The organism is Spirochaetota bacterium, from assembly GCA_038043445.1.
Lineage (GTDB): Bacteria > Spirochaetota > Brachyspiria > Brachyspirales > JACRPF01 > JBBTBY01.
On sequence record JBBTBY010000176.1, the window covers coordinates 1 to 12,922 of the forward strand.

The following is a 12,922-nucleotide window of genomic DNA, read 5'->3' on the forward strand; positions in this document are numbered from 1 at the left end:
TAGGCTGCGTTCGGTGATACGTGCGGACTATGGGGAGTCTGCGCATGTGCATGATGTCCGCCATCGACATTCACGAGCATAGCCGCGATGGAATTGCGTTTCACGTCATTGGTCTTGACATGTGCGTTCAACCCCAGCCGCGATACGCCCGCATCGAGCACATCACGCGGCGCACCGAGCGCGAGGAGCGAGGCGAGTATCATGTCGCCGGCGGCGCCGCCGGAGCAGTCGAAGTAGAGGGTCGCCATTTACGAGTTTATATCTTCGACGTGAAAGACGATGGTCTTTTCCCGTATGATATCGAGTCCGTCGATGACGGTGATCGCGTCGCGAAGGTCCTTCTCCTTCGCCCGATGCGTAAGGAATACGATGGGAATGCTCTGGTCCTCATGCACTTCCTTCTGCACCACGGAGGAAATGCTGATGTTGTGGTCGCCGAGTACCTTGGTAATCGTTGCGAGTATCCCGGGCCGTTCGAACGTGTTGATGCGCAGATAAAACCGCGATTCGAAATCGGTGTAGCGTATCGTACGGAGCTGATTGAACGGCGTGTAGCGGCTCGCATTGAACTCGCGCTTCTGTACCACGGAGAGCGCGAGGTCGGTGAGATCGCTCACGACCGCGGTGGCGGTGGGGTTCGCGCCCGCGCCGCGTCCGATGTAATGGGAAATGCCGAGGAATTCCGATTCAAGCCGTATCGCATTGTATTCGTTGGCCACGCTCGCGAGATTGCATCGTTTGGGTATGAGCGTCGGATGCACGCGCAGTTCCATCGCGTTCGTGTGCTGCTTCGCTATCGCAAGGAGCTTTATCGTATAGCCGAGCTCGTCCGCGTAGAGCATATCCTTGATGTTGATGTTCTCAATGCCGTCGGTGTAGATGTTCCGTCGGTCGACGCTCGCATTGAAGGCGACGCTTGCGAGTATGCCGAGCTTATGCGTGGCATCATTGCCGTTGATATCGAGCGTAGGATCGGCCTCCGCGAAGCCGAGCTTCTGCGCCTCTTTCACCGCGGCGGCGAAATCCCAACGCTCATCGAGCATTTTTGTGAGAATGAAATTCGTCGTGCCGTTGACGATGCCGTAGAGCGTGGTTATCCTGTCGCCGACAAGCCCCTCGGTGACGACGCGTATGATGGGGATGCCGCCTGCCACCGACGCCTCGAAGCGCAGTTCCCGTTTGTTCTTCGCCGCGAGCGCGAAAAGCTCTTCGCCGTAGGCGTAGAGCAGCGCCTTGTTCGCGGTGACGACATGCTTTTTCGCCGCGAGCGCCTTTTTCACCACTTCGTAGGCGATGGTCGTTCCGCCGATGAGCTCGATCACGACGTCGATGGATTTGTCCGCGATGATATCTGCGTAGTCGGCGGTGAGCGTTATGCCGTCGAGGGACACCCCGCGGTCGCGCGTCGTATCGATGTCGGCGATGCGGCTCACGCGTATGGATATGCTGCTCCGGCGTTCGAGCATGTCGCGGTACTGCGCGAGGAGACGAAGCACCCCGGTGCCGATAGTGCCGAAACCGATAAGCCCTGCATTGATCTCCATGTGCCGCCCCGTTATGCCGATTTCCCGCTCAATATGCCGAGATTGATCTCAATGGTCACGCGCAATTCCTCTATGGCCGTTACCGACGGATTGATGAGCTGGCCCAGGAGGAACGAATCGTTCATCGACGCCGAAAAACGGATGAACTTGCCCGCGAACACCGTCGTGCCGAACGTGAGCATGTATCGCGATTCGCTGTCGCCGGACGCGGTGAACGATGAGCGCGTAAAGAAGCCGAAGCGCCACACGCCGCCGCCGAGATTATTGGCGATGGCGTTCCTGTCGTAGAACTCGACGCCGATATGGGGGTGAAACGTTTTCGCGAATGCGATGACCTCGCCCCTGTTGTCGATGCGGTTCACCACGCCGTCCGCGGTGAACGATGCGGCGTGCCAGCCCTGGAATTCCAGGTCGAGGTAGAGGCCGATGTCCGGCGTAATGAAACAGGAATTGCCCAGGCGCACGGAATAGGGGAGCACTTCCTCAACGCGTACCGAGCCGTAGTAGGATGCCCAGGATATCGGTATCGGCGAAGTGAATGAAAGGCCGATGAGCCATGGCGGGAGCGGATTGGCGAGCATGCCCGCATGCACGACGCCGGAGACCGCTATCGTTCCGTTGTCAAGACCTATCACCGGCCCCACGGTAATGCCGAGGGCGAGCGTGGGTAAAGGGCTGAACGCGGCGGAGAAACCTATTTCCTTGAACGTCAGCCAGCGGCCTTTATCCGCAATGCCGGGGCGTTCGTTCTCGCTGAAGAGCGTGGATACGCTCACGGCGAATGTCAATGACGTATCGGGCACGGGTATGGTCGCACCGGTGAAATAGACATAATCGAAGCGTACGTCATAGCTGTACGTCGCCAGCCGCTGAATACGCACGACCGCGAGCGCTTCGTAAAAGAATTCGCCCCAGCTGATACGCGAGAGCGCGGCGGGATTATAGATGACGGATTCGGGGGAAGCGAGCAGTGTCGTACCGGCGGCCCCCATGCCGGTCGAACGCGAACCGGAGAGCACATAATCGTACGGGCGGTAGGCGGCGAAGGAAAGTGCGGCGCAAAAGATTATGAGGACGCATGCCCTCATTTGATGAGAAATCCAACGGTAGTGATGATGATGCCGGCGAGTATCGTCACGGGCGCAAAAAACCCGAGCGGGCCTTCGGGGTTCCGCCCGACGAGGTTCAGGAGAAAAAAACCGAACGCAAGGACGGCGATACCGGCCCCGAACATGAGCCAGTTATTTTTGGACATTTTATCGGTCGTTTCGCTCATGGTGGGACTCCGGGTGTGAAAAAGATTGGATGAAGTATACCGCGACAGGTGTAAATGTCAAGTTTTCGAGGCTTTTTCCGGTCTTTGCGCGTTCGGGAAGCGTTCTCAGCGGGAAAGCGAGATGATATCCCCCGATTCGGTTGCGACGAACACGCTTCCTCTGCCGAATGCCGGCATGCTGCTTATACGGCCGAGGCTTTTCTTCCAAGCCGCGCTGCCGTTCATACGCAGAACGACGAGCGCATCGCCGGGAACATAGATGCGCTCATCGATGATGACGGGTGTTGCTTCCGGTTTCACGCCGAGGGGATATTTCCACAGAAGGGTGCCGTCACCGGAGCGTACGGCATACATATTCCCGTCGGTTGAGACTGCAAAGGCCGTATCCCCTGAAACGGCGGGGCTGGCCAGTATTTTCGCCCCCGTCTGATATTTCCATCGCAGTGTGCCGTCGATTGAAACGGCGTAGAGCGCACCGTCGGTGCTTCCGATGTGAATGGTCCCGCGCGCAATGACCGGTGATGATCTCAGTATGCGCGCTCCGGTCTTGAATTTCCATCGCAGTGTACCGTCGGCAGCCGAGAGGCAGTAGAGATGTCCGTCTTCCGCGCCGAAATAGACGCTGTCCCCTTCGATCGCCGGTGTGGAATAGATACCCCCGAGCACGGTGTACTGCCACAATGTCTTGCCGTCAGCGAGCGAAAGTGCCGTCAAAAGACCATCGCTTGAACCCGCGAATGCCTTTGATGCGCTCACCGCCGGCCTTGCGTACATGATGGTACCGATCTCCTTTTTCCAGCGCACAGCGCCGGTACCATTTGCCAGCGCGTAGAGTATGCCGTCATTGCCGCCGATGAGCACGCAATTGTCGGCCGCTGCCGGCGATCCCGAGATGCCGCGGGGAATGCTGAACTCCCATTTCCTGCCGCCGGTATTGCCGATGCAGCGTACCGTCCCGTCGCTCGCCGCACAGATGATGTCATCACCCGAACGTATGATATCGGACTTTATCGCGGAGGGAAGTGTTGTCTTCCATAGGACATCGCCTTTTCCGGTGTCCTCTGCACGCCCCGCCTTCTGTGAGATGTTCGTGCCGGTCGACTCTTCCAAAGGCGCCGCATCGTTCATGCCATCGAATTCCTTGAGCACACGTACACTTTCCCGGGAAAGCGGTTCCGGCTTCATATCGTTCTTCACGGCGGTTATTATCGCCGTATCGATGCGGGCATTCGTTTTTGCCATGCCCTCAAGCTGCATTGCGGCGTTCTTCATCGTTGCCGCTTCCACGGTGACACTGTACGATGCCGCAACGACGACCTCGTTGCCGGCGAGCGTTCGCGCTTCGGGGGGGAGTTTTTTCAATGCATCCATGGTAAGCGGCAGGTTCATGCGTACGGCAACGCTGCCTTCCCTCACGAGTACGCTGTCGCGGATGCCGCCGGCAGCGACCGCAAATTCCGTTCCGCGTACCGCCGCAATGATGACAGGCGTTTCCACGACAACGGATTCATCTTTCATCAGTTTTCCGACCTTTGCGAAGAGGGCGCCTTTCGCAAGGGATATTTTCGTCGCCGGGCTTTTTACCCCGTGGAGCGAATCTATGGAGCACGCGGCATTCTCCGTGATGCGGATATGCGATCTGCCTATGAGAATATCGGCCGTCGATCCAGTTCCGGTACGCAGCATTGCATGTGCGGGAAGCGTTTCTCCCTGAGAGACAGGAGTAGCCTTTACACCCGCGAGGGAAACGGTGACATCGCCAGTAACGGCGAGTACCACCGCCTCCTCTTTTTTGGCCGAGCAGCCGAGAATGAGCATTCCGATGATGAGAATGATGACAGATCGCATGTGATACCCCTTGTGCTAAAAATCGAATCGCATGATGAATGTTTCGGTGACAAGAAGGTCGGTAACGAGTTCACCGAAAAGATCGTACATCCCGAAATACGCCTCCACGCGTATGCCGTACTCCCCGAGGAAGAGCCATTCCACACCCGCTTTCAGGTTCGGTACTCCCGTAGCCCGAAGATCGGGCATGGCTGTGGCGAACGTGTACCCCGCACCGGCGCTCAGGGTGAGCCGCTTTACGGGTGTCCAGAGCACATTGGCGAGAAGGGTGAATGTGAAAGGGAAGTGAAAGTCAAAGCGTACGGCGAGGGTTTCTGCAATGAAGTGCCATCCCGCACGGACATTGACATCGGATACGTAGTCTGAATCTATGCCGATGAATTGCGGTGCGCCGCTGAACTCGAAGAATATCGGACCGTATCCGTAACCGCCGACGAAGCGTATACTCGTGCCGAACGTTGCATAATCATTCGGCCACCAGACGAATTCTTCCGAGTAGCCGATGCCGCAGACGAATTTATGGTCTTTCCGGAGATCATTGATATAGACATCCTCCACGCGCACGACATTCTTTTCCACGCGGTATTCATCGAGGGGTGGAAGCTCGGTCGTCATACGTTTGACCATTCGCGCAGAAAGCGCCTCGATGATATCGAAAAGCTCGATGCCGGTTTTCCCGCGCGAGCCTTCGGTGACGACGACGCGTGCGGTCTTCACATCGACAGCCTCAAGATTGATGTCGATGGCGTTCATGAACGTATGATAGCTCCCGATGATGACGATGTCGGCGGAAAGCTGTCTTCCCGCGGCGAGCGCCGCTTCGAGATCGCTCCTGCCTGAGGCTGCGGCGGATACACGGTCCTTCGGCAGCACGGTGAAAACGCCGGTATTGACGAGGGACACCGAAAGCGAGTTGGGGATCGATGTGGCCAGATGCGACAGCTGTCCACTGCCGGCAAGATTCATGAGGGGGAAAAGCGCGACCGTGCGGATACGCGCCGTGTTCGTCGCCGCGAAGAGCGATGCGGACAGCGCTATGATGATGATGAAATATCTCATATCAATTCCACCCGAAGCGGTATGTTGCGCAGAGCGAAAGCGATGAGATGGTCACTCCGCCGTCGGTTGCGTCAGCATGACCCAATGCCGCATCCCATGCGACCATGCTCAAGATGGTGATATCGGCGCGTATGCCGAACCCCCCGCCGATATGGAAATCGAAGAACGTGATCATGGATATGAGCGACATGGATGGTACCGGTACGCCGGCGGGCACTGTTCTATCTGCGAAAACAAGCCGTCCCCATTCGACATAGGGTATCATCCATGCGATACCGAAGTTAACGAAGTCGTTGGGCTTGCACCGCAGGGAAAGAAAGAGTCGAAGCGCCTTGAAATCGTAGGGGGCGCGGAAAGAACCGCCCGCGGCGAGCGGTGCGTCGAATTGCGCATTGACGGACATGAGAAGCGGCATGAGTCCGACTGCCACGGTGTCGGGGATGAGCCACCAGTGAATATCCGCGTGTGATTCCAGGATGAACGCGTCCTGAAAGATACCCGCCTGCCCGCGAATATCGATGCCGAATTGACGGAAGCGATAGCAGATGCCCGCAGCGATCATTGTGGGAGCATCGATGTAGCGATTGGGCGCATTGGTCACTGCGCCGCCCACCGTTGTCATGAACGGCGTACGGAAGGCATGGTCCGGCAGTCCCCCGCCGAGGGATAATTGCAGCGAATGGTCACGTATCGCCCCCTCGCGGGAACGTATCCTGCGCTCGGTACGTTCGCGAACGATGACTTCCGGTTCCTTCGGCGTGAAATGGCGGGATATCTTCTGTGCGCTCTCTCTCGCGGCCTTTTCAAGCGACAGATAGAATTCTTCGTTCTGCGCCGAACGTATCGTGCGCTCTTCCATGTTCGTTCCGGAAAGAACATCATGGACGATATAGGTCACGATTATGTTCGAGCCGAGCGTAATGGAACCGCAAATGACACCTTCGACCTTGGCGTCGAAACCGAACGCGGCGAGCGCAGTAGTTTCCCGCGGCGTCGGCAGGGCGCCGGCGACGTAGCGCTTCCACAGATGCGAACGTATGAGATTGACCGCGTCGGTACGGTCTATTTCCCGTTCGAACACCTTCTGCGCGTATTGAACGAGACCGGTGTCATTGGTGCCGGAGAACCCGAAGGGCATTACGGCGATGCGCTGTTTGACCGCGGACGACAGCGCGGCAGCGGATATGCAGAGGGCGATGACGGCATTGTGCATACGCATACGACTACGACCTGAAATGGTATTTCTGAGCCCCGCAATGCCGGTATTTTATCAGTGTATAATCCAGCGAAAAAAATGCAAGTGGAACTTTTACGTATCTCATGGCGTCGAACACTTGTCGTTTTCCCTGTGCGGCGGTAGATATGGAAGTGATCTTCGAGGAGGCATGATATGGGCATGACGCGAAAGGATTTTCTTACGACCGCGACGGCGGGGGCATTGGCTTTGGGTGCGCATGACTGGCTTTCCGCAGCAGCATCGAAAAAGCCCAACATCATCCTGATATTATCAGACGATCACGGCTTGGACGGCGTGGGCTGTTATGGTTCGGACAAATATAAGGACCTTACGCCGAATATCGATGCCCTCGCACGTACGGGCATGCGATTCGAGACATGCTATTCCATGCCGCTCTGCGGTCCCTCGCGCGGCGTCATAAACACGGGGCGATACGGTTTCCGTACCGGCGGGCTTTCCAACGATTCCTGGCGCGATGATGACTGCATCGGTCCGAAGTCGAAGGACGAATACCCGATAGCGCGCATGCTCAAGCAGGCCGGCTACGCGACGTGCTGTTCGGGAAAATGGCGGCAGGTCGGCGAAACGCCCGGCGACTGGGGCTTTGATGAATGGGCCACCGATGAAACCGCCGGCGGCTGGCATTGGAAGGATTCATACATCAAGAACGGCAAGACCGTAGAGCTCAAGGAAGAATCATATATCCCGGACATCTATCACGATTTCGCCGTCGATTTCATGCGGCGCAGCAGGAACGGCCCGTTCTATCTCTACTATCCGACGCACTTGGTGCATGGCCCGATACAGAAAACCCCCGACAGCAAAGCGGCGACTACGGACTATTATGCGGACAATATCGCCTATCTCGATACGCTCGTCGGGAAGATAATCGCGGAGGTCGACAAACTCGGGATTCGAGAGAATACGATAATACTCTTCACCGGGGATAATGGAACGGCAAAGCAGTCGGGGACTATTTATGGAAAGCAGATAAACGGCTCGAAAGGGTCGATGCTCGAGGGCGGTGCACGTGTGCCGCTCATTGTGAACTGGAAGGGGACGACACGCGCGTCCGTGTGTAAGGACATGGCCGACTTCAGCGACTTTCACGCGACATTCGCCGAACTTGCCGGCGCCTCGCTCCCGAAGGAAAAGATATTCGACGGGAGGAGTTTTGCCCCGCAGCTTCGCGGGCAGACAGGTAGTCCACGCGATTGGATATTCGTCCAGCTCGGCAGCACATGGTATGTGCGCGAGCGCGGTTATAAGCTCAATGAGGCAGGGGCGCTGTTCGATATGACGAATGCGCCGTTCGAGGAGAAGCTCATCGCGGCGGATGCGAAGGATGCGGGATCGATGGCGGCGAGAGAACGCTTGTCTGCCGTACTGAAAAAACTGAACCCGGCGGGTGGGAAGATCGCTCCGGCTGGCTCGGGAAAACCGAAGAAGAAAAAGAAGAAGAAAGCTGATACGAACGGAAATAACGAGTAAATATTTGTGCTTCCGCAGCGGTTGTTTGTATACCGAGTGTTTTTTTAATTTCAGCAGGCGGGGTCGTGCGACCCCGCCTGCTGAATGAGACTACATGTGTTTTTTGATGATCGCGACGAATTCCGGTGCATCAATGATCTTCGTCCCGAGTTCGGCCGCTTTCTTGAGCTTGCTCCCGGCGGCCTCTCCCGCGATGAGTATGTCCGTCGTCTTTGATACCGCCGACTGAACGTTCGCGCCCATACGCTCGGCGGCTTCCTTTGCCTGTGAGCGCGTATATCCTTCGATGCTGCCGGTGATGACGACGTTCTTTCCCGTGAGCGGCGATTCTACGGCGATGATCTCCTCATGCGAAGGCGTCACGCCGAGCGAGAGCATGCCCTTTATCAGTGCGCGATTGTTCCTGTCACTGAAATACGACACGATGCTCGTCGCGCCCTCTTCGCCGATGGAATCCATGGAGATAAGGTCATCATGGGTGAGCGTCATCACCGCATCGATGGACTTATATCGCTTGGCGAGGAGTGCCGCCGTTTCTTCGCCGACATGACGAATGCCGAGCGCGCAGATGAAACGCGAAAGCGTCGTCCGCTTGCTCTTCTCGATGGCGGTAAGAAGTTTGTCCCTGAGCTTATCGCCCATGCGCTCGAAGGTGAAAAGGTCATCGCCGGTGAGCCGATAGATATCGGCGAAATCCTTCACGAGGCCCTTTGTCACGAGCTCGGCGGCGAATTCCTTTCCCAGCCCCTCGATGTTCATGCAGTCCTTCGATACGAAATGTTCAATCGTCTTGAGTATTTTCGCCGGGCATGCGTCGTTGATGCAGCGGACTATCACCTCGCCCTCGGTGACAGCGGTCTCTCCGTTGCAGACGGGGCAGCGGTCGGGGAAGTGATACGGCTCGGTACCGCTTCTGCGCTGAGCGATGTCCACGCGCAGAATCTTCGGGATCACATCACCGGCACGTACGACAGCGACGGTGTCGGACACGCGGATGTCCTTCGCCTTTATCTCATCGGGATTGTGGAGCGTCACGCTCGAAACGATGACGCCGCCGACAGGCACCGGGCGTATCTTCGCGACCGGCGTGAGCGCACCCGTGCGCCCGACCTGTATGACTATCTCCTCGATGACAGACATCGCTTCCACGGGTTTGAATTTGAACGCGACGGCGTAGCGCGGCGAACGCGAGACGACGCCGAGCTTTTCCTGGAGCGCGTGATCATCGACCTTTATGACGAGGCCGTCTATCTCGTATGCGAGCTCACGGCGTTTCGCCTCGAAATCGCGGTACATTGCGAGCACCGCCTCGGGGGAATCGACCGTCCTGATACGGTCCGATATCTCGAAGCCGAGCTTTTTGAGATAGTCCATCGTTGCCGCTTCGCCCGTGAGCGAGACTTCCCGGTAATTGGCTACCTGATATGCGAAGAAGCGGAGCTTTCGTCCTTTCGTGATGTTCGCATCGAGCACCCGGAGCGATCCGGCGGCCGCATTGCGCGGATTGGCGAAGAGCGGTTCATCGGCCTCCTCGCGCTCGCGGTTGATGCGTTCGAATTCCGCCTTGGTAAGGAGCACTTCCCCGCGCACGATAAGCTCTTTTTTTTCTGCAATGGTCTTCGGCACATTGGATATCGTCATGATATTCGCGGTTATCAATTCGCCCTCGTGACCGTCGCCTCGTGTCGATCCTGTAGCAAATTTTCCGCCGTGGTAGATGAGCTCCACAGCAAGCCCGTCGAATTTTTCTTCAATGGTATAGGTGATCGATAATGCCCCGGTGTCCTTCTGCATGCGCCGATGGAATTCGAGGAATTCATCCTCGTTCATGACGTTGGAAAGCGAGAACATCGGATAGGGGTGTTTGAACTTCTCGAAACGCGATGCTGCCGCTGTCCCGACAGTGCGTGTCGGCGAATCCGCCTTTGCGAGCGACGGGTGTTCTTTCTCGAGCGACCCGAGCTCGCGCATGAGCGCATCGTATTCGGCATCTTCTATGGAAGGATTGTCGTCGATGTAATAGAGCTTATTATAATGAGCGATAAGGCGGGAGAGCTCTGCGATGCGTTCTTTTGCTTCCGATTCCTTCATAATGCGCCGTATCGGTCAGCGTATTCCCTTGCCGTTGAAGAACGGGCCGTACTGCTTATCGGTCTTCATGATATGCGTGGCGAGCCAGTCGCGGAGGAAATTGAGTATATCGACCGAGAGGAGTATCGTCTTTGCCCGGAATTTCGATTCGAAATCGAGTACTTTGGCGACAAGTGCGCGGTGTTCCTCGATGTGTGCGGCACGTCCGCCGAAGCCGTGCTCTTCCATGCGGGCTTCCTCGGCGGCGAAATGTGTTTTCGTGTAATTGATGAGCTCGGTGAGCACGCCTGCGATGACATCGGACGCTTTGCCCGAGCGCATCGCATCGTGCAGGCGATTTACTATCTCTATAAGCTTCTTGTGGTGGTTGTCGAATTCGGTCACGCCGACGGAAAGTCCATCGCTCCAGTCTATCAATGCCATGGTCCGCTCCTTCTATGGATGGGGCAACTATACACATTTTTCATACATTCGGCAAGTAGCGGGGACGCGCAGTGAGTGAATTTTTTTGTAGGTGAAATATACCGATAGATTAACGCCGGATTAAGAGGGATAGACACGAATTGCACGAATAAACACGAATAATTCGTGGAAATTAGTGTAATTCGTGTCTGGCTAATCATGGCCATTTGCAATTATTTCGCTGCGTTACCGCAATAGAAATTCACACACTGTCGCTCGCGGGCGGGTTGACTGACAGTGTAACGGTTTGACCGTGAATTTGACATTTATCGTGATACATGATAGATTCCTATCGCCCTTTAACAAACAATAGGAGTATTGTCATGAAGAAAGTTGTGTTATTCTCTGCTGTTTTTGCACTGGCGACCTTAACAGTGTTCGGTCAGGCCGCTACCACGGCAGCCGATTCGAAAATGAAGATCAAGCTCGGCGGGAAGGTCGCTCTCGTTGACTATGCGATCTCCGGCAAACCGGACATCTTTACCGCATCCGGTGTGTGCTCGGTTTCGTTGACCTCGTTCCTCGGTGTCTCGCTCGAAGCCGGGTTCAAGAGCCTCGCGCTGTCCGGTGCAACGCTTACAACGAATCAGACGAATGCCCTGCTCACCAGCACCACCCTTGTGGGGACCGGTTCAGCGAATTATCTCCCGATCGGCTTGAATGTCAATTGGCTGCTCGGCGATTTTTATGCCGGCATCGGTCTGTACCAGAATATCTACCTCAACGCCAGTCTGTTCAATGTGAAAACCCGCGTAACCTATCATCTTGAGTCCATGGAAAATATTACCAGCGTAAAGCTCAGCTTCGGCTATACGGCGAATCTCAGCCCGGCGGTAAGCATAGTCCCGTCGGTCTCGGTTGAAGGCTTCCTGCCGGATTCGATACGGAACTTGTATGTTTCGTTGAATATCGCATTGATGCTGAGTTTGTAGCATACCGTTTTTCTGTTGTCGTATCGCATGGCGAAGTTTCCCTTGAGGGCGTCGCCGTGCGGGCATGTGTCGTCGTGAATATGTGCGACGGGATACAGTGTGCCGATATACTGTGATGATAAACGCCCCGCAATGCTGAGGACAGTGTTGCGGGGCGTTCTGTTCGCTGCGACAGCGTATTTTTTTCTTGCGGTTTTCGGACAGCGGTGTTTTGCGAATGAGCCCGACGGGGCGCATGGAGGCGTGAGCGCTCGGCAGCGGCTCATCGGCATGATCGAAGCGAGCGCTTTCCCTCGAAAAGACACGCTCACCCTCACGCCCCGGTCCCGTATTTTTCTGCCGCTTACCCCGGAGATGACCGTGCAGGGAGAACTGTACTTCGTCGTCCTCTTGCGCGCGAAATATGCCCCGAGAACGGCAATGCCGGCATCGATGAGTGCTGCCGTATCGAATGATCTCGATGGGACTTTCGATCTTGAAAAAATGACCGGCATCATCTACAGCGGGACCATACTCTACGGGGAGACCATCATCCCCGCTCTCGATCGGATGCAATTTTCGTCGAGGGCGGGCAATGCCATTCCTGCAGCGGTCGTGCCGTATCCTGTCGCCGGATCAAATTCATCTGCCGTGAACGGGGTCACGGTAATACTCGGCATCGATTATGTGGCTGCCAATGGCAAGCCGAAAGAGCTGCTCTTCAATATAACGAATGTCATCACTTCCTATCGCATGCGTACGATAGCCATTGACAATGCATCCGCAGCGAGGGTGAAGCTCCGCGGATTTACGCTCATGAATCCGAACAGCGAATATGATATTTTATTCCGCGCAGCAGGCGCAGAGGACGCGCGGAAGGCTGAAAGCGATCTTGCGGATATTCGTCGCCCTTTGAATTCGAATACCTCCGAAGCAACAAATACCGCGTCGACTTCCGCACAGTCAGCCTCAACCTCCGCACAGTCAGCCTCAACCTCCGCAC

The 12,922-nt window shown here is 56.2% G+C and carries 12 protein-coding genes; 3 read left to right on the top strand and 9 right to left on the bottom strand.

Annotated elements, in window-relative coordinates:
• The 7 genes from larC to AABZ39_21140 all read right to left on the bottom strand — a co-directional run.
• Positions 1 to 248 (bottom strand): nickel insertion protein (gene larC, locus AABZ39_21110; protein ID MEK6797289.1); only part of this gene is annotated, 248 nt, incomplete at its 3' end.
• Complete coding sequence (locus AABZ39_21115) at positions 249 to 1,544, bottom strand: homoserine dehydrogenase (protein MEK6797290.1); 1,296 nt, start codon at positions 1,542 to 1,544, stop codon at positions 249 to 251.
• Between the two features lie 11 nt (positions 1,545 to 1,555).
• Entirely contained in the window at positions 1,556 to 2,632 is a 1,077-nt protein-coding gene (locus tag AABZ39_21120; GenBank protein ID MEK6797291.1) for a hypothetical protein, read from the bottom strand.
• Positions 2,629 to 2,820 (bottom strand): hypothetical protein, encoded by a 192-nt coding sequence (locus AABZ39_21125; protein MEK6797292.1) that lies wholly within the window; start codon positions 2,818 to 2,820, stop codon positions 2,629 to 2,631. Before AABZ39_21125 ends, AABZ39_21120 begins: the two co-directional genes overlap by 4 nt.
• A 105-nt stretch (positions 2,821 to 2,925) precedes the next feature.
• Positions 2,926 to 4,668, bottom strand: coding sequence for a PQQ-binding-like beta-propeller repeat protein (locus AABZ39_21130; protein ID MEK6797293.1), 1,743 nt, complete (start codon positions 4,666 to 4,668; stop codon positions 2,926 to 2,928).
• 15 nt (positions 4,669 to 4,683) lie between these two features.
• Positions 4,684 to 5,727, bottom strand: a complete 1,044-nt coding sequence (locus AABZ39_21135; GenBank protein ID MEK6797294.1) for a hypothetical protein — start codon at positions 5,725 to 5,727, stop codon at positions 4,684 to 4,686.
• Between the two features lies 1 nt (position 5,728).
• Positions 5,729 to 6,946, bottom strand: a complete 1,218-nt coding sequence (locus AABZ39_21140; protein MEK6797295.1) for a hypothetical protein — start codon at positions 6,944 to 6,946, stop codon at positions 5,729 to 5,731.
• Between the two features lie 171 nt (positions 6,947 to 7,117).
• Here AABZ39_21140 and AABZ39_21145 point away from each other — a divergent pair, with 171 nt between their 5' ends.
• On the top strand, positions 7,118 to 8,455 hold the full coding sequence (locus AABZ39_21145; protein ID MEK6797296.1) for a sulfatase-like hydrolase/transferase: 1,338 nt from the start codon (positions 7,118 to 7,120) through the stop codon (positions 8,453 to 8,455).
• A 90-nt stretch (positions 8,456 to 8,545) separates the two neighbouring features.
• Here the strand turns inward: AABZ39_21145 and ligA are convergent, their stop codons facing one another.
• Both ligA and AABZ39_21155 read right to left on the bottom strand, forming a co-directional pair.
• Entirely contained in the window at positions 8,546 to 10,546 is a 2,001-nt protein-coding gene (gene ligA, locus AABZ39_21150; protein ID MEK6797297.1) for an NAD-dependent DNA ligase LigA, read from the bottom strand.
• Between the two features lie 15 nt (positions 10,547 to 10,561).
• Positions 10,562 to 10,969: a bacteriohemerythrin gene (locus tag AABZ39_21155; GenBank protein MEK6797298.1), complete on the bottom strand. Its 408-nt coding sequence runs from the start codon at positions 10,967 to 10,969 to the stop codon at positions 10,562 to 10,564.
• A 362-nt stretch (positions 10,970 to 11,331) separates the two neighbouring features.
• On the opposite strand from AABZ39_21155, the gene AABZ39_21160 reads away from it, so the two are divergent.
• Together AABZ39_21160 and AABZ39_21165 are read left to right on the top strand one after the other, a co-directional pair.
• Positions 11,332 to 11,940, top strand: coding sequence for a hypothetical protein (locus tag AABZ39_21160; GenBank protein ID MEK6797299.1), 609 nt, complete (start codon positions 11,332 to 11,334; stop codon positions 11,938 to 11,940).
• A 99-nt stretch (positions 11,941 to 12,039) separates the two neighbouring features.
• Positions 12,040 to 12,922 (top strand): hypothetical protein (locus AABZ39_21165; GenBank protein ID MEK6797300.1); only part of this gene is annotated, 883 nt, incomplete at its 3' end.

Coding starts and splice junctions, on each gene's coding strand:
- AABZ39_21115 (MEK6797290.1), bottom strand. CDS start 1,544: ATGGAGATCAATGCAGGGCTTATCGGTTTCGGCACTATCGGCACCGGG.
- AABZ39_21120 (MEK6797291.1), bottom strand. CDS start 2,632: ATGAGGGCATGCGTCCTCATAATCTTTTGCGCCGCACTTTCCTTCGCC.
- AABZ39_21125 (MEK6797292.1), bottom strand. CDS start 2,820: ATGAGCGAAACGACCGATAAAATGTCCAAAAATAACTGGCTCATGTTC.
- AABZ39_21130 (MEK6797293.1), bottom strand. CDS start 4,668: ATGCGATCTGTCATCATTCTCATCATCGGAATGCTCATTCTCGGCTGC.
- AABZ39_21135 (MEK6797294.1), bottom strand. CDS start 5,727: ATGAGATATTTCATCATCATCATAGCGCTGTCCGCATCGCTCTTCGCG.
- AABZ39_21140 (MEK6797295.1), bottom strand. CDS start 6,946: ATGCGTATGCACAATGCCGTCATCGCCCTCTGCATATCCGCTGCCGCG.
- AABZ39_21145 (MEK6797296.1), top strand. CDS start 7,118: ATGGGCATGACGCGAAAGGATTTTCTTACGACCGCGACGGCGGGGGCA.
- ligA (MEK6797297.1), bottom strand. CDS start 10,546: ATGAAGGAATCGGAAGCAAAAGAACGCATCGCAGAGCTCTCCCGCCTT.
- AABZ39_21155 (MEK6797298.1), bottom strand. CDS start 10,969: ATGGCATTGATAGACTGGAGCGATGGACTTTCCGTCGGCGTGACCGAA.
- AABZ39_21160 (MEK6797299.1), top strand. CDS start 11,332: ATGAAGAAAGTTGTGTTATTCTCTGCTGTTTTTGCACTGGCGACCTTA.